The sequence below is a fragment of the Peribacillus sp. GL_122 genome (assembly GCF_057835005.1).
In genome coordinates, this window is sequence record NZ_CM174415.1 from 4,924,521 (window position 1) to 4,941,679 (window position 17,159).

Below are 17,159 nucleotides of genomic sequence, written 5' to 3' on the forward strand. Positions count from 1 at the left end.
CTTTAGTTCCATAAGAAAAAGAGCTGCCTTAAAGACAGCTCCGATCTTTACTAACTATTTATCATTCGTGGTTATTAAGAATGCTGGCAAATCTTACTGAACATCATTAGTTAATCGACCGATGTTCTCGACTTCAACAACGACCTCATCCCCCGACTTGATCGGGCAGCTGCCAGATGGTGAACCCGTAGCCAAAATGTCACCTGGCTCCAGTGTCATTACCTGTGAAAGCCAGCTGATTAGAAACGGAATGCTTAGAGACATTTCATTGGTATTTCCGTCTTGGACAACGCGGCCGTTTAAAGTGGTCACAATCCTCAAATTAGTGGGATCTACCCCGGTAACGATGCACGGTCCCAAAGGTCCGAATGTATCAAATCCTTTGCCCCGCGTAAACTGTGGATCTTTTTTTGTAAGATCTCTTGCTGTGACGTCATTAAATATCGTGCAACCGAACACATAATCAAGCGCATCTTCTTCTTTGATGTTTTTTCCGCGCTTTCCAATCACCAAGGCTACTTCCCCTTCGAGCTCCACTTGGTTGGATAGCTCGTTTGGAGGAAGGATAATTTTCTCCTTGTCTGCAATAAGCGAAGATAATGGCTTTAAGAAGAGAAATGGTTCTACAAGGTTTGCCTCTCCCCCTGTTTCCTTTGCATGACCTGCATATGTCCAGCCGAAATTAACAACTTTCGAAGGTTTTACAGGTTCCAGAATTTTTACGTCACTATATTTCAGCTCTACCCCGTCATACTTTATTTCCTTGTTGACAAGTTCAGCAAAACTGCTAGACAGTTGTAATATCATCTCATCCTCAACAATACCGTAATGTATATTGCCCTGTTGATTCTGATAGCGAACTATTTTTTGTGTTTTTTGTAGCACATGCATTATGAAAAAACTCCTTTGATGATAAAGATTACCTCAGATAAAATAAAATCCGGTTCTCCTATACTATAACATGCCTGTTCTTTTACGTGAAAAAAGAGCTCTCGTCGCAACTCCATCTTCTACTAAACCGACCTTTAGTTCAATAAGATTAAATTATTTAACTATGTATTTTATGGAACCTACAATTTATTTATAATTTTATCTGTGTATTGCCTTATATAGGCTGCAATAAATTTTCCGATTGGTAGCCCTAGTAATACATTCCCCATGAAATGTTCACTTAATTTCATTTATACAATTACAACTAATACACCCTATTACATTCAAAATCTTGGTGCTTATTGATTATCTCAAAATATGAAAACTTTTGTACTGGTAATTCGTCCCTTATCCAGCTAACCTGTCTCGTTAGTGCCATAAGAAAAAGGCTGCCTCAGCAACCTTCCTTGTTTGAAGTAAACTCTGATCATTCGCCCCTGATATGAGAGCATAAAAGAATTTGTGCTTTTATGTATCTGTACTTATTTCTTCCCATTCTTGATCCATATAATTTACTAGCCAATTAAGAGTGTAGTGTCTTTCATATACAACGCCTTCATTTAGAGATGATGGAACTTCCAAATGATTTATTTGAGCTTCTCGTACCGCCCAATGTGCTCTATAAATAAAATCAAGGCTGTCTAATATATCACTGGTTGGTTTTATAGAGGATTTATCAAGCAACTCTTGTTTAGAATGAAGAAAAACCGTCTCAAAAACATATTCAGCATTACACGTATCGGCTGGAACATCTATATCGGATATTAGATTTACAGACCAAAGCAGAAGCCAAATACATTCCAGCTTCCAAGAGTACTGGATCAGCTCGTTCTGATTCAGATGTTCTTTCATTAAAAACTTTTTTTCTTCTTCTGTGAATAATTCATTTGCATTATACCTTTCAATAAATTCCTCAATTTTTTCTAGCGGAGCCTCCATCGCTTTTGCTGAGACTATCGCTAATGGAATAATTCTGTTAATGATCTCTTCCTTTGTTCTAAGAGAAACTTCTTCTTCATTTTCCGTTAAGGGTAAATGTTTATTTATTGGTACCTTTAGGGTCTTTAATATTTTTTCGGATCTTTTTTTTCTATTTTTCAAACTTCTCATTCCGCACCTCACTATTAGAAAAACTTTCCACACACCATCTTTTATTATACCATTAATCTCAACTTTCCTGAGACTTTAGTTGCATAAAAAAGGGCTGCCTTATGACAGCCCATTTTTAAAGCTAACGCACCCGCTAGTTTTGAGAAGGAATAATTCTTCTAGACCTCCCCTTAGGAAATCCACTTCTATTACCCTATTTTAAAAAAAGTGCCAACTTCCCTTAAAGGAATCAGCACTTCGTTTATTCACTATCCGTTATCGTGCAGCTTTAGGCGGTTGGCACACGTCACATTTACGTTGTTTATTATTTTTAAACTTCGTAAACGTTTTTTCAAAATTGCTACCACATGTACATTTAAATAGTAACTTTTGAGAAAAACCGTGGTATTCCGTCGATAGCAACTTACTTTCCGAATTGTTCTCAACAAATTCTTTAATTTTGCCAATTGTCCATTGTTTATTCAATCTCTTACACCTCCATATTTTATCGCTATGCGGAGGCTTTACTTGGCATCCGTCCAAAAACAGTAATTATCGTAAGTTATTCATTATAACATGCGCTGGCACTCAATAATACAGATCGATGTATCTTCTTAAACTAACCTTCCCCATTTGTTGCAAAAAGAAAAAGCTGCCTTAAGGACAGCGCTGATCTTCACCTAACGCACCTTATTGCCTTATTTCCCTTATTGCTTTTGTTATTTAATTTTTATAAAACTGTTTTCAATTCAACTAAGCTGTTAATGATGATATCTGCTTGTGCAAGCTCATTTTCTTGAGCAAAATCAAAATTACACCCTATAGCAACTAAACTATTATCTTTTGCTGCTCTAATATCTGATAATCGATCACCAATTACAGCACCTTTTTCAACATTATATTTGTTCACTATTGTATGTACTAAATCTGACTTATTTTGAGATTGTATTTGTTGTATACTAAATGTTTCCGTAACCCAATTATCTAAATGATAATATTTTACGATTGCATTTAAATATTCTATTTGCCCATTGCTTGCTATGTATATTGCACAGTCATTATCTTTTAAATGGTCAAAAACTTCCTTTACATCCGGATATAAAGCACCTTTACCTACATTAATATTAGTAATTAATTTCTCGTGGAATAATTCATTTGCTTGTTGTCTGATTTCGCTCGAATGTTCAGGTAATAAGGTTTCCCATACAACTGGTAAAGGTACTCCCATAATTTCTCGGTATTTTTCAATAGGCGTTTTATGCTCCCACAAACTTAAATTTCTCAAATGATCAAATGTTTCTTGAAGGGATATTTCTAAAATTTTATCTGTTTGAAATAATGTACCATCCATATCAAAAATCAATGATTGTGACATTTTCTTCCCCCTTTACAAAAATGAAAATTAAGCAAGAACATATTAACTTGCAATATTTTGTTTTCCACACAATAACCTGCTCTGTTAAATGAGCTGCCAAGGCAACTCCTTATTGAAGTAAAGTGCCCGTTAGCTTAAAACTTTATCTAAATAAACGGTTTCCAATTAGGGTCTTTTATATCTTTCTTATTTGGCTTTCTTACAAAATCAATACATCCTTCTTCACATGCCCCAAACTTAACAAAGTTTTTTTGTGCTTGCCATAATGAAACTTCATTTGCCCCGCCTTCGTAATCAGGGTCTCGAAATTGAACACCATCATCTTCCCAAAAGCATATTTTGCAAATTGCATATGTATCCGTCGGTTCTTCATCTAATGTTTTATATCCACAGCAAGGACAAGTATATTTCATACAATCACCTCTTAGTTGTTTGTTATTCTTTTTTATAGTTAAACATAATTCTTCAACTATCCTGCCCCATTAGTTCCCTAAAAAAAAAGGTTGCCGCAGCAACCCTTTGTTTAACTATCAGCCTTTTAGTTTAAAAATTGTTCAAGAAGAACATCAGAACGTTTTCTTTTGATAAAAGCATCATTTTCTGTCCTGCTCCATTTGCTTTTTGCTTCTTCCGTTCGGTTCTTTAAACTAGACTTAAAACCCAAAAGTACAAGTGAAGCAATGATCGATTTGGTCTGCTAATTTCGTAGTATATTAAGGCTCTTTTTTAAAAGTCCTTAGACTTACCTTTCTTTTGTTCGGATAGGGCAGATAGGATGGATGGTTCGTCTTGATTCCCCAAAAATTTCTTAGTCAGACTTAACTTAAGAACAATTTTGTAAACGATCGTGGCTGAAACGATACTGATGATGGCTCCGACAAGAACATCTGCTGGATAATGGACACCTACCCAAATTCGCGAAATACCTACAAGTACAGCCAAAATCACCCATAAAATCCCCCAACCCCTTTTGAACAACCAGAAGGTTATACAAAATGAAAAGAATATGATCGTATGGTCGCTTGGAAAGGAATTATTGACTGCTTTTTCAACTAACCTATTAACGTTTGGCAACTCAGCAAATGGTTGATTATTCGAGTGGAATTGCCCTGCTATTTTTGCCAATAGTTCCGAGATAACTAATGTAATAAATGCGCAGATTACCATGATTCTATTTTTATTTCTTCGAGAAAACAAAAACATCAGGACCGCCAATACTAAGAAAAAAATCATGTATTCAGCGATGAATACAAAGAAAGGATTTAAATCCGTGTATTGTTTACCTAGATTATTAACAATTCTAAACAATGTACTATTCATTTCGGACAAAGCCATTGAAAAATTCCTCCTGATTGTATTAGCACTTTAACTTTATTAAGTTCCATTATTTAAATAAGATGAACATCAATTAGACCTAGAGAAAAAGGCTGCCTCAGCAGCCTTCCTTATTGAAGTACAGCACACGTTTAGTTTAAGAAGGATATTTTCTTGTATCCAATCATTATGCGAGGCCATTTTTTTAACATCTTACATATTTGCGTTTAAAACCAAGCCTTCCTTTATCGACTTCTTTTTGAATACTTTCGTAAGCATTAAGAAAACTGCTTTTTTTCTTGTCCCGTTTGACTTCTACTATTCCTATTGCCTTTGCAGTCTCGACTGCCTTTTCATGGAGTGGCAAATATGAAATCCCCACGGTGTATAGAAAATTATTCATAGCGGATTTCGTTCGTTCTGGCGAATCGTGAATCGTATTTTTCACAATATCAAGCATATTGGAAATCTTGCTTTCTGAAAATTCAACGTCAAGCCGATTCCCTAAAAGCCAGCAGTAGCAACTCCAGCCCGCTGACATTCTCAGCTCTTCACCGCTTGCGATCCATTTATCAGCAACTTCTTGTGCAATATCCGACTCTGCTAAAGTTACGGCCACTACAAAATCGGACAGCATATAAAAATACGCAGCATCGATCCAACGATCATAATCCGACTCAGTCATGGCTTTTGGATCTGCAATAATGCCTGCAAAGTACATTGCATCGTAGTTCCCCGTGGAATAAAGCTCTTCAGCTAAACGGTGACTTATTTTTATTTTCTTTGCAATTGGTTTCATAGCGCCTGTAGCCACGCCAAAAAGCGGCTCATGCGCACCATTGGATATGTACATTTTTTTAGTTCGTTCCTTGCCAAGGGCTTCAAGTTCCTGCATAACCATCTCTAAATTCATCGCTTAGCACTTCCTTCTTTTCGGAGTTTTCCCCCTAATATTTTGCCCATCAAATATATCACCATTATCCTATACTATAACAAACTACCATTTGTCAGCAAAACTACCGTCTAAGTACATGAGTGTTACGCAGGTTTAAATCGGTCATCATTTAGGCCTCTTTTCTAATTATGTAATATAACCATCTAATTACCTTCCAGTTTAAGTACAATTCTTCACGATGCCTGTTCTATCTTCAAAAGCGATAATCATCACTTCCTGGCTACAGGAAAGCACGACCACTGTAAGGATGTTTAAAAAATTGGCATTGCACAATAATATAAGCAACGTATGTCTGTCTTTATTCCACCAAAGGAGGAGTATCCATTTGAAGATTTCTTCAATATCATTCAAAAAACCTCCAGTTTCCCACGAATTCCCTCCCCTCTATGAAGGTTTAGGGCTGCCTGAGGTATCTTCATACATTCAGCAACGATTTGAATTTGCATATACCTTGGGGGAAGTGGAAAGAATCGGGCTTGGCAGCATTCGCTTTTATAAACGGCTGGGGGATTTCGAAGTACATATATCTGATAAGTTGCCAGGAGTAGGACCAATAAAGCTTCGGGTATTAAAGGGCTTGTTACTGGAGGAAGCCAAAACAGCTTTTATCGAAAATATTGAATCCGAACCAGAAAAACGGAAGGTGTACTACGCCGAATTTCGTCGCACTGGGAAAGACGCTGAATAAATGTGCTGTTCCACAAAATGGCGTCTGTTTGTGGAAGATTATTGTTGTCTTGTTGAATTTGTTTTAATAAAAGAGTTCATAATTAACTAGTTACTGTTTTAAATTAGGCTGTGTTAAAGGTAAATGTTGATAATTGAAACCTCCCTGATTCCCTTATATAATTAACATAGGAACAAGTGTTCGTGGAGATTACAAGGATGGACAAGGCGTTTAGCAATTTATTAAATCACATTGATAAATTAACCCTTACATAAAAAGAACAAGTCTATCTATGGGTAAAACGTTATGTTGATCCTTCTTCCTCTGTCGGTGGACGTTTAATCAATGAAATGAGGGAGACTCGCTTTGTAACAGATGCTTGGGGAGCCTATAAAACGTAGGCAAAAAAAAAAGGCATTGAGAATTACAGAATTAAATCAAACGATGGTAAACACGTTATTAAGGGCTTATATCATATTCAAAACGTTAATGGTCTCCATTCCCGATTGAAACAATTCATAAACCGATTTAAAGGTGTCGCAACGAAGTACCTTGATAACTACCTAGCCTGGTTTTTGTTTGTCGATAGCCGCAGTAACGAAAACACAAAGCACAATATTAAAGATTTTCAATTATCATCATTTGTCTTTGAAATGACAGATACTTACGATAGTTTACGCTTATCAAAATTCGCTGTATAGTGCTTATTTAACAATCGTGACAGGAATTTGCAATAAGTTTGTTGAATAATTCTGCAATGAGCACTTGATCTCAAGGAGGTATGAGATATGAAGATCAATAGAATAGATCATGTGAGTATAAACGTAAATGATCTTTCAGAGGCTAAAGCGTTTTTTCTTGATTTAGGACTTGAAGTGCAAGCGGAATGGGAATTGGATGGAGAACAGTTGGACCGAATAGTTGGGCTTAATGATGTTAAAACGGCATGTGTAGGATTGGGGATGCCAGATGGTCAGGCATGGATAGAGCTAGTCAAATTTTATACGCCGTCAGATGAAAAAGATATTCAGCAACCTTTTGCAAATACGCTGGGTATCCGACATATTTGCTTTGCTGTTGAAGATATTGAAGCTATTGTTGCAAAATTGAAAAAGAAGGGCACGGAAATCTTTAGTGAAATACAGCAATATGAAGAAAGTTATAAGTTATGCTACGTTCGTGGTCCAGAGGGAATTATTTTAGAGTTGGCGGAGAAAATCAAATAAACAGACGATATGCTGACATATATATAGAAACACTTTCGCTTAACTAAACACACTGATATTTCAGACTGGACGGCTGTCTTTTTTATGGGCAGTCGTTCTTTCCTCTTGTTGGACAAACGGGGGCATTAGCTAAAAAAAAAATGGGGAACCTTGACAAATGAAGGTTCCCCTAATTTATTATATAAAAAATCAACATTTAAATTTAACAGAGCCTTAAATTAAAAAAGGCTGCCGCAGCAACCTCCAATCCGTTTTATTTATCATTATCTAAATCATCATCAAGAAAAGACCTTTTATCTGCTTTAACTCCATACTTTTTTTCAAGAAATTGACCAATAATTGAACTATTAATTCCTTTTCTTACTGCTGTTTCAATAACTATGTAGAGAATGAATAACCCAACAACAAAAAATATAATATCCTTCACTAAAAATCCCCCAAACAACGCGCCATTATTTTCCTTTATTTTACCATACAATCCACAATTCCTTGTTGAAGTACCCGTTTGTTGCATAAAAAAAGGAGCTGCCGATCAGCTCCTTGAAATGAAATAATAGTCCGCCTCCAGACAGCCTAACCGGTATAAACACTTTCACATGTTCCAGGTTTGGGTTCATAATAACAATGATTTTTAAATTGACCAGCAAAAGGTTGATCGTACCATGTTGGAGGGCATGGAGCATATGGATTAAAATACCAAAGCGCATATTTCCCTGGATGTTGTCTCCAATAATCCAAATTCTGTTTTGCTAATCTTTTTTCAGCAGTTCTCGCTCTTTGATAAAATACATTACCTTTTTGAACAGCTTCAAAAGAATAATTTCCTCCTTGTACATGAAAAATGACTTGTGGAATTGTTCTTAAATCTTTAAAGTCTAAACAACTTGCTTTAACACGATTAACAATTACATTTCCTACATATAACATTCCTTGTAATCCTTCACCTTCGGCCTCTGCCCTCATCATCCTTGCCATTAAGTCAACGTCTGAACTTCGGTAACTTACTCTTGTCATTTTTTCACCTCAAATATATCGTATGAAAAAAAGCCTGCATTAATGTCATTGTTTATAAAATAAGAATGCTTCGTTTATAAACATAAAGACAGCTCCGCTCTTCAGCCAAACCCGTTAGCTGCAAGAGTTACTGTTGCTCCTTTTTGGGTAATCACTGAAAAATTGTACCGGCAGAGTAAATCAATAACAAACACATAATTAACCGAAATGACTTGTCATGTTTAGCAAAAAAATCTTTGAACAGCGAGCCGAATCCTGACCACAAAAGCAATGACATCCATCCCAGGAAAATGGTTAAGGCTAAATAGATAGCTACGAATTTAAGCGATTCATTAAACGGTTAAATAAACGTACTCAACACGGTTAAATAGAACAATATGCTTTTGACATTGATAATTTGAAGAACGAAATCTGATAAAAAAGAAGACTGCACATCTCTGGATTCCTTCTTTGAACCTTTTGGAATGCTAATCTGCCAAACTAAGTACAGTTCTTCTTCACGAACAATAAAATCTTTGAAAATTCAATAGAATAAAAATGTTACTAACGGGGCAGTTTGAAGCAAACTTTATTGTAACTTCCTCAAAGAATGTAATAGTTACTCCCAACAAAGTAGAAGATTTAAACGTTCTGCTTTGTTGGGAGTTTTTTCATATACATAAAAAAACATAAAATTTTCGAATTGACTTTTTGAAAAAAATAAAATAAAATACAAAGTACTCCATTTAAACTACTTTAATTAGAGTACTTTAAATTGAGTAAAACACTGAAATTAAATCAAAAGGGTGGATTCAACATATGAAATTTACTGCATTCTTAAAAACAAGAGGTGCATCTGCGGCAATCTTTATGGGGATATTCTATGCAATTGCCATGCTAGGCATCTTTTTGCCTGGGTATACAGCCATTCCAGGAAATGTCGATAAATTACCTATCGCCATCATCAATGATGATGCCGGGGAAAATGGTGCGATGATTGCCGATCAGTTAAAAGAAAATTTACCCTTTAAAGAAATAGAGACGGATATAACCAATAAACAAGCCTTAAAAGATTTAGAGAAAAATGACTTAGCATTAGTCGTACACATCCCGAAAACCTTCTCTGCGAATATGCAAAAAGGTGAAGCGTCATCAAGCATTGACTTTACAATCAATGAGGCAGGGGCAACAGCCGTTTCTTCTACCATGAATTCTGTCGTAACTGAAATTAACAATCAGTTAAGCACACAATTCTCACAACAAACTGCCAAGGGCGTATTGATGAACTTTAATGTACCTGAAAAGCAAGCCGCTGAATTAGCGGAAAAGATTGAGAAATCCTATGTAGGAAATGTGGTTACAATCAATGAAATACCAGATGGCATGAATAACAATATGCTGCCTATGTTCTTGACAATGGCCGGTTATGTCGGGGCGATGATCGGGGCGATGCAAATAGTGGGTGCATTTAGAGCCAGCCGTGGAAAAGCTAGTAAAACACGTTTATTCATTTATGTGCAATTAACTGCGTTATTGATTGCTGTGGTTTCATCACTCATTGCTGTAGGTGTAGCATATTTAATTGACAAGCCAAGCGGTGACCTATTCTTCGGTATAGTGGGTCAACAAATACTAAACTATATGGTATGTTTTAATTTCACCGCGATTTTAATCTTCTTATTGGGTGAAGGCGGCATGATTTTAAACTTACCGATCTTATTAATGCAAACAATCGCAAATGGTGCCACCATCTCACGTGATATGATGCATTTACCATATGAATGGATGAGCCACATTTCCCCGATGTATTACTCGGTGCAAGCGTACTTTGCAAACCTATATGGAAGCATCAGTCCAAGTCCGTATATTTGGTCAATGGCTGCGGTTGGCGCCGTTGCGATGGTAATTAACATGGCTATTGTCGCGTTTATACAAAAACCGATGCCAGGACAGGTTTCTGAAACAGAAGTTGAAAAGAAAGCGGCTGAAATCACAGCTTAAGTTTTGCTACAATAAGGAGATAATACTTCTTAAAGGAGCGTAGAAAATGTCCATCCAAATTTTTATATTGAGCAAGCTGATGGAGGATAAAAACTATCCTTATAAATTAAAAAAACAGCTTTCAGAACCCATTCCATTGGATCGCCTAGGCGGGTTAACTGAAAGTAAACTGTACTACCATTTCGAATCATTGGTAAAACAAGGTTTAGTCGAACCAGTTGAAGTGATAAAAGAAGAACATCGGCCTGATAAACAAGTATTTGCGATTACGGATAAGGGTCGCGAAGAACTCCCCAAAAAGATCTATAAATTATTTGAAAGTGCGGATGAAATCAAGGATATGATTGTTTGTTTAGCCAACATCAAATATGTAGATCGGGACAAAGTAGTAGATATATTAGAAAAAAAAGTAAAGTCCATCAAGGCTATTTGGGAGCAGCTTGGGAATTTCGAGCCAGAACCTAAAGGCAACGAGAATATTCGTGAATTTTTGGCTGGTTATTTTTCGACCAGAACAGATCACACAATATATTGGTTTGAAGAGTTAATCAAAAGGATCAAGTCAAAGGAATTGTAAGTTTACTTGGCGGCACTACAACGAAGGCAGCGAAATTGGCCCAATCACATAACCAATAATAAAAGCTATGTGAAAACACATAGCTTTTATTATTCATTTTTTCCAGTTTGTAGACAAAGGGAGTTTCATCTGAATTTTAAAACAAAGTTGATTGGATTGTAAGGTACGAGACTCCTGCGGGAAATGCGTGTCCAGGGGAGCCCGCGGAAAGCGAGTGCCTGGAGTGGAAATCAACGACAATCATTGTATAAACCCTTACATACTTAATCGGAATGAGCAAGTAAAGTATGCCAATTTGATAGTTCTTAGAGTATGAGCTGTATTAACGTATCATCCGCTCAGTCCATACCAAAAATTTTCCCATATATTCTGAATTCTTGGTTCCATGTTCTCTTTTCCATAATAAGAAAATTCCATGAATACCCCATCAATCAAACAGAGATAGGACATGATTAAGTTCTCGATTTTCACTTGGCGTATTTCTTTTTTGTCAATTCCCTCTAAAAAGATATCATGTAAGAGAGAAGAAAATGATTTTTCAGATCTAAGGAATTTATCATTTAATATGTGCTTCAAATGTTCCGGCGGAAAGATCATCGCTCTCTTTAAAAAAGTTGCTTTATCTTCATGGTTTTTATAATAGTTACAAGTATCAAGAAGGATGTGCTTTAACTTTTCTTCAGAAGAGAGTGTATTTATTTCTTCGACAAATTGTTCGACCTGATGTATATGCTCTTCGAGAATTTCTTCAAAAAGACACAAGAAAAGGTCATCCTTACTCTTGAAATGGTTATAGATTGAGGGTTTTTGTATACCTACCCTCTTGGCAATTTCCGATAAAGCGGTTCCCTCGTATCCGTACTTAGTAAAAAGAGTTAAGGAAATGTTTTTAATTTCATTTTTTGTCATAATGAGCCCCCAAACTATCTAACGTTAGTTAATATCATTATAAACTCATTTCCTTTTTTAAACTAAATATTTGATACCTCTGTTTCTCTAAAAGATAAGAGAATTAGAATATGCTGGATAAAGAGGATTCTTCGCTTTTATACACAACTTTCCCATCGTTTATTGTAAGTTCCACTTTCGTTTTGAGCACTTCATTTTCAGGAATATCAAAAATATTTCTATCTAAAACCACAAGATCAGCAAGTTTTCCCGCTTCTATTGTACCTAGCTCGTGCTCTCTAAAACATCCATAGGCTGAGCCATATGTATATGCTTGCAATGCCTCTGCCAAAGTAAGCTTTTGTTCACGATGCCATGTGCTTTTTGGATCTCCACTACTATCAACTCTTGTAATTGCCGTATATATTTGGCGCATTGGATTTAATGAGATAGAAACCGGAAAATCTGTTCCTAAAGCTAAGGATGCACCTGAATTTAATAGCGACTTCGTCAGGAAAACATTTTTTTCCCTTTCAGGACCTATAATTGAAGAATATACCTCTCTTGATGAAGCAGCCATGTGATCAGGTTGCATGGAGGCAATGACTCCTAGTTTTGAAAAACGTTCAATGTCATCCGGATCGATTACTTCAATATGTTCAATTGTATGCCTTGAGTCCCTTTTTCCATTTTTACGTACAGCTTCTTCAAAAGCGTCTAAAGCTAAACGAATTGCCCCATCTCCAATAGCGTGAAACCTGATTCTGAATCCAAGTTCATCTGCTTTAACAACTCGATCAATCAATACTTCTGGATCTAGAGCTGGATGACCACAGATATCCAATTGATCGGAGTAAGGTTTGAGGAAGTAAGCTGTATGACCCGTGACTGTTCCATCAACAAACTGCTTTAATCCTGAGAATTGAAGTTTCTTTGATTCATATTTATTTCTCAGTATCTGAGCTTTCTCCAAATTGCCATCCAATTCAGGAGTGATATGAAATCTAGTCGTTAATTCTCCTTGCTTATCCAATTTTTCATAGAGGTCATAGTCTTGAATGAAGTCATCTATCGGTGCATACAAATCGTTTACAGAAGTTATTCCATATTGGGATAACAATTGTAAAAACTTTTTTAAAATCGTTTCTTTTTTATTTTGTGTTAACCGTAATGCCTCTTTTAAAACGATTTGTTGAGCATCTTCATAGAAAATTCCCGTAAGTAAACCATCTTTATCTCTTTCATACCGACCAAAATCCGGATCACGTATATCCTCAGTAACTCCTGCTAAATCCATGGCTTTACTGTTTACCCATGTATAATGACCTTCAGCATGAAAAAGAACGACAGGACGATCTGGAATAACAGCGTCGAGTATTTTATAATGGGGCTCTTGTTTATCATGCCAATAACCTGCGTCCCATTGCATACCTATAATCCATTCATCCTCAGAACAACCTTTAGAAAATTCCAGTACTTTTGCAGCTGCATCTTGGGCTGACCTGGCATCAAATAAATTAATGCTATTTAAACTTAGTGCACTAAACATAATGTGCAGATGAAAATCATGAAATCCAGGCATAATTAATTGATTTCCATAGTTAAATACTTTTGTCGTACTTCCTATGAAAGGTTCAATCTCCGCTTTTGATCCTACACTCATGATTTTGTCACCTAAGATAGCAATTGCACCAGACGTTGGCTCATGTGTAAGCCCCGTGAAAATAGCATCACTAGAAAGAACAATATCTGCTTTTTTAATAGCCATAGTAGTTACCTCTTTTCATTCAAAATAATAAAACAGTAATGGATCATTGCACTAGCTTTACATCGAATTCTTCTTTTTGCTCTTCAAAATTCAGTTCAGGTGGACGTTCCTTAAACATTTTTGTTAAGTACAATAAGTAAATGAACCCTACTGACATCCAAGTAATCCCTAATACTAAAGAATGGATATCTAACTTTGTCATAAACAATATGGTTATACCGGTGCCTATTAAGGGAAGAAGTAAATATAAAATGATGCTTTTAGGAGATCTCTGCTCCTGTCTCACAAAATAATGGATGAGCACAGAAAGATTAACAAATGTAAAAGCAAACAGGGCTCCAAAGTTAATGAAAGAAGTAGCTGTTGCTATATCCAAAAAAACAGCACTCATGGCTACACAAGCAATGATCAAGGTATTGAATATGGGCGTTTGATATTTTGGGGAAACATACCCGAAAATCCTCTTAGGCAGAACCCTATCTCTCCCCATTGCATATAAAATCCTTGCTCCGCTTCCTCCTGAGGCAATAGCAGAAGCAGTAGCAGATGTCACTACCACAGAAATAAACAAACTATTCAGTAAATTACCTCCGGTATAAATCATGATATCCACTATAGCTGTATCAGGGTTCTTAAAAGCATTAAAATTCGGGAAAATCGATTGTGCAAAATAGGTAGATGCAACAAATAATAACCCTCCAATTAATGTCGTAGCATAAATGGCCTTAGGAAGTGTTTTTTTGGGATTTTTGGTTTCTTCAGCTAATGTTGTAACCGCATCAAACCCAAGAAAACTAAAACATAATAGCGGTACAATTGAGAGTAGATGATTAAAATTCACGTCAGGACTAAAAAAAGGATCCTTAGAAAACAACTCCCCGGTACCTTTTCCTGCTAAAAGTCCATTTATGCAAAGAAGGCTGAAAATAATGATAAAAAGAAATTGAAATATTACCAAAAAGGTATTCACATTTGCAGCAACCTTAATACCAAAAATATTAATGGTTGTCACAGCAATAATAAATGAAATAATAACTGCAATGATAGGAACACCAGGGAAGTAAGCATTCACCATAATCCCAAAAAGTAAAGCACTGATCATAGGACTGAAAAGATAATCCAATAAAATGACCCATCCTACCAGAAAACCAAGGTGTGAATTAATTCCTTTCTGCACAAAGGTATAAGCTGAACCGGTAGTGGGAAATACCTGAACCATTTTTGCGTAACTGTATGAAGTGAATAGCATAACGATTAAAGCAATTATGTATGCCGTCGGAACCATTCCATGGGTACGATCAATAGCGATACCATATGTGCTAAAGACTGTCACAGGCGCCATAAAGGAAAGTCCAAATACAATTACATATCTTGTATTAAGTGAACGCTTAAGCTCGGGTAATCCTTTCATCGCAAAGAGCTACCTCCTTTATTAAATAGTTGAAGTGAATTATCAATTATCTTCTTTCGCACTTAATGCAGCGAGGCTGGCAAATTCATGTACAAGTGTTGCTGCTAAAAGTGAAGTGATTTGACTTGGATCATATGAAGGCAGCACTTCAACCATATCATATCCTATAAAGTTAAATTCAGTTAGGGAACGTATCATTTTTAGTGTTTCAAAGCTGCTAAAACCACCTGCTTCAGGCGTACCTGTTCCTGGAGCAAAAGAAGGATCGACGAAATCTATATCAAATGTTAAGAAACAAGGTGTGTTGCCAATAGTTTTTCTGATTTCTTTCAAAACATCTTCAAATCCTCGATTGGAAAGTTCACCAGTTGTAATCAAACGATAACCTAAATCAAGGCTTGCCTGTAAATCTCCAGAGTGGTTTAACGTGCCTCGGATTCCTATTTGAAATACTTTATCCGTCTGCAGCAAACCTTCTTCGTGTGCACGAATAAAAGGAGATCCATGCCAATATTTTTCCTCGTAATATGTATCCCAAGTATCTGTATGGGAATCAAAATGAATCATGGCTACAGGGCCATATACCTTTGCCGCCGCGCGTAAACTAGCTAAAGTGACAGAATGATCTCCCCCTAATCCAATAGGTATGACTCCTTTAGACATCAATTCATACATGGATTCCTTCATTAAATCATAACTCCGATGAATATTATGAGGAATAACAGGGATATCACCAATATCAATTGCATTCATTTGTTCAAAAGGATATACCTCATGAACAGGATGATAAGGAAACAGGGTCATGGATGCTTGGCGAATGGCTTGAGGAGCAAACCTGGCTCCCACCCGAAAAGAAGCTGCTGTATCAAAAGGCATACCTACAATTGCCAGCTTTGCATCATGCTTTTGGGAAGCTAAACGCATAAAAGTTCCTGTTGTACAAAACTCTGGCTTTACATCTGGTGTAAGTGGATATTTCATAAGTATCATCTCCTGGTTTTAAATAAAAATCATTTCATACAAATTTTACAAACGCAGAGTGTAATCGCTTACAACCTTTAGTTCATTAGTTTACTTTTTATTTCTAACACCTACTTTTTGCACCATATTAACTAACGGTAGTTAGTATTAAACCAAATATAAACATAGTTGTAAAAAAAGTCAAACTATTTTTTATTGTCTATCAAATCCACCAAACCTGCCCCCTTTAGACATCACCCTTAAACTAAGCTGTCCCTATGGCTCCATAAGAAAAAGAGCTGCCAAAGCAGCTCCCTTATTGAAATAAAGCACCCATTAGTTTAAGAGAAAAAAGGCGTCCCGGTTCTGCAGGCACGCCTAATATTATAAATTCCTCTCTAACAAAATTCCCACTTGTTCTGCCAAGACTTGAGGCGGATCAGGTATTCCATTCGTGAAATAAGATTCTACTATCCCTACAATAGCTACTCCAAAAAATTGAATGATAACATCTTTACTTAATCCTTGATTTTTCCCTTTGTTTACATCTACTTCATTCTGTACTTCTTCGATGACAAGCTCAAGAAAGCGACTGCGAAAAAAAGGTGCCCCTTTGTCTGCCAACATGGTTGAAAAGAAGGAATAATGACTTTCAAAGTATTCGAACCAAATGAGAAGAGCATCTGTAAAACTCAATTCAGATGAGGATTCACAAAGTTTTCTTAGCTCGTTAATATGCTCTTCAATGAGCTTATCGAGCAGATCATATTTATCCAGGTAATGAGAGTAAATAGTTCTTCGGCCAACATTCGCTTTGTCGGCAATATCCTGTATCGTAATCTGATCAAAATTCTTTTCAGACATCAGTTCAATAAAAGCTTTTTTTATTGCTTCCTGAGATTTGAGTATTCTTCTATCCACGATAGACATTGTGAGAGTCACCAAACTTTCTTGAAAAACCTTGTGCTATAAGGTACAGCCGTTTTCCTGAAAGTACTGGGAAAA

At 36.3% G+C, this 17,159-nt stretch carries 18 protein-coding genes and 1 pseudogene; 5 read left to right on the plus strand and 14 right to left on the minus strand.

Annotated elements, in window-relative coordinates:
• Nucleotides 1–93: 93 nt before the first annotated feature.
• The 7 genes from AC3ISB_RS23875 to AC3ISB_RS23905 all read right to left on the minus strand — a co-directional run bounded on the left by AC3ISB_RS23875 (nucleotide 94) and on the right by AC3ISB_RS23905 (nucleotide 5,621).
• The gene (locus tag AC3ISB_RS23875) at nucleotides 94–891 is read right to left on the minus strand and encodes a fumarylacetoacetate hydrolase family protein (RefSeq protein WP_076370456.1); all 798 of its coding nucleotides are present in this window, start codon (nucleotides 889–891) and stop codon (nucleotides 94–96) included.
• Between the two features lie 507 nt (nucleotides 892–1,398).
• Nucleotides 1,399–2,040: a DUF4272 domain-containing protein gene (locus AC3ISB_RS23880; RefSeq protein ID WP_141992572.1), complete on the minus strand. Its 642-nt coding sequence runs from the start codon at nucleotides 2,038–2,040 to the stop codon at nucleotides 1,399–1,401.
• A gap of 255 nt (nucleotides 2,041–2,295) precedes the next feature.
• On the minus strand, nucleotides 2,296–2,505 hold the full coding sequence (locus tag AC3ISB_RS23885; protein ID WP_098373854.1) for a hypothetical protein: 210 nt from the start codon (nucleotides 2,503–2,505) through the stop codon (nucleotides 2,296–2,298).
• 244 nt (nucleotides 2,506–2,749) lie between these two features.
• Nucleotides 2,750–3,394, minus strand: a complete 645-nt coding sequence (locus AC3ISB_RS23890; RefSeq protein ID WP_489274668.1) for an HAD family hydrolase — start codon at nucleotides 3,392–3,394, stop codon at nucleotides 2,750–2,752.
• Nucleotides 3,395–3,540: 146 nt separating this feature from the next.
• Nucleotides 3,541–3,807, minus strand: a complete 267-nt coding sequence (locus tag AC3ISB_RS23895) for a CPCC family cysteine-rich protein (RefSeq protein ID WP_141992570.1) — start codon at nucleotides 3,805–3,807, stop codon at nucleotides 3,541–3,543.
• Nucleotides 3,808–4,120: 313 nt separating this feature from the next.
• Entirely contained in the window at nucleotides 4,121–4,729 is a 609-nt protein-coding gene (locus AC3ISB_RS23900) for an undecaprenyl-diphosphatase (protein ID WP_489274670.1), read from the minus strand.
• Nucleotides 4,730–4,913: 184 nt separating this feature from the next.
• The gene (locus AC3ISB_RS23905; RefSeq protein ID WP_141992568.1) at nucleotides 4,914–5,621 is read right to left on the minus strand and encodes a DNA alkylation repair protein; all 708 of its coding nucleotides are present in this window, start codon (nucleotides 5,619–5,621) and stop codon (nucleotides 4,914–4,916) included.
• A 367-nt stretch (nucleotides 5,622–5,988) separates the two neighbouring features.
• Between AC3ISB_RS23905 and AC3ISB_RS23910 the strand changes: the two genes are divergently transcribed.
• The 3 genes and pseudogenes from AC3ISB_RS23910 to AC3ISB_RS23920 all read left to right on the plus strand — a co-directional run bounded on the left by AC3ISB_RS23910 (nucleotide 5,989) and on the right by AC3ISB_RS23920 (nucleotide 7,556).
• Nucleotides 5,989–6,351 (plus strand): hypothetical protein, encoded by a 363-nt coding sequence (locus AC3ISB_RS23910; protein WP_489274672.1) that lies wholly within the window; start codon nucleotides 5,989–5,991, stop codon nucleotides 6,349–6,351.
• Nucleotides 6,352–6,626: 275 nt separating this feature from the next.
• A pseudogene (locus tag AC3ISB_RS23915) lies at nucleotides 6,627–7,031 on the plus strand (IS1595 family transposase); the annotation flags it as partial.
• A gap of 87 nt (nucleotides 7,032–7,118) precedes the next feature.
• Nucleotides 7,119–7,556 carry a VOC family protein gene (locus AC3ISB_RS23920; RefSeq protein ID WP_088085025.1) on the plus strand — a complete coding sequence of 146 codons (438 nt, stop codon included), beginning with the start codon at nucleotides 7,119–7,121 and terminating at the stop codon, nucleotides 7,554–7,556.
• 253 nt (nucleotides 7,557–7,809) lie between these two features.
• Here AC3ISB_RS23920 and AC3ISB_RS23925 read toward each other — a convergent pair whose 3' ends face one another.
• Nucleotides 7,810–8,034, minus strand: a complete 225-nt coding sequence (locus AC3ISB_RS23925) for a hypothetical protein (protein ID WP_489274675.1) — start codon at nucleotides 8,032–8,034, stop codon at nucleotides 7,810–7,812.
• A 95-nt stretch (nucleotides 8,035–8,129) separates the two neighbouring features.
• Nucleotides 8,130–8,570, minus strand: a complete 441-nt coding sequence (locus AC3ISB_RS23930) for a cell wall hydrolase (protein ID WP_489274677.1) — start codon at nucleotides 8,568–8,570, stop codon at nucleotides 8,130–8,132.
• A gap of 798 nt (nucleotides 8,571–9,368) precedes the next feature.
• On the opposite strand from AC3ISB_RS23930, the gene AC3ISB_RS23935 reads away from it, so the two are divergent.
• On the plus strand, nucleotides 9,369–10,550 hold the full coding sequence (locus AC3ISB_RS23935) for a YhgE/Pip domain-containing protein (protein WP_098373248.1): 1,182 nt from the start codon (nucleotides 9,369–9,371) through the stop codon (nucleotides 10,548–10,550).
• A gap of 46 nt (nucleotides 10,551–10,596) precedes the next feature.
• Nucleotides 10,597–11,127: a PadR family transcriptional regulator gene (locus AC3ISB_RS23940; RefSeq protein WP_141992561.1), complete on the plus strand. Its 531-nt coding sequence runs from the start codon at nucleotides 10,597–10,599 to the stop codon at nucleotides 11,125–11,127.
• Nucleotides 11,128–11,457: 330 nt separating this feature from the next.
• Here AC3ISB_RS23940 and AC3ISB_RS23945 read toward each other — a convergent pair whose 3' ends face one another.
• The 5 genes from AC3ISB_RS23945 to AC3ISB_RS23965 form a co-directional block, all read right to left on the minus strand.
• Nucleotides 11,458–12,036, minus strand: a complete 579-nt coding sequence (locus AC3ISB_RS23945; RefSeq protein ID WP_098373250.1) for a TetR/AcrR family transcriptional regulator — start codon at nucleotides 12,034–12,036, stop codon at nucleotides 11,458–11,460.
• A 103-nt stretch (nucleotides 12,037–12,139) separates the two neighbouring features.
• Nucleotides 12,140–13,783, minus strand: coding sequence for an amidohydrolase (locus AC3ISB_RS23950; RefSeq protein WP_489274678.1), 1,644 nt, complete (start codon nucleotides 13,781–13,783; stop codon nucleotides 12,140–12,142).
• Nucleotides 13,784–13,826: 43 nt separating this feature from the next.
• On the minus strand, nucleotides 13,827–15,194 hold the full coding sequence (locus AC3ISB_RS23955; protein WP_489274679.1) for an APC family permease: 1,368 nt from the start codon (nucleotides 15,192–15,194) through the stop codon (nucleotides 13,827–13,829).
• A 42-nt stretch (nucleotides 15,195–15,236) separates the two neighbouring features.
• The gene (gene speB / locus AC3ISB_RS23960) at nucleotides 15,237–16,175 is read right to left on the minus strand and encodes an agmatinase (protein WP_489274681.1); all 939 of its coding nucleotides are present in this window, start codon (nucleotides 16,173–16,175) and stop codon (nucleotides 15,237–15,239) included.
• Between the two features lie 363 nt (nucleotides 16,176–16,538).
• The gene (locus tag AC3ISB_RS23965) at nucleotides 16,539–17,084 is read right to left on the minus strand and encodes a TetR/AcrR family transcriptional regulator (RefSeq protein ID WP_489274683.1); all 546 of its coding nucleotides are present in this window, start codon (nucleotides 17,082–17,084) and stop codon (nucleotides 16,539–16,541) included.
• Nucleotides 17,085–17,159: the final 75 nt, after the last annotated feature.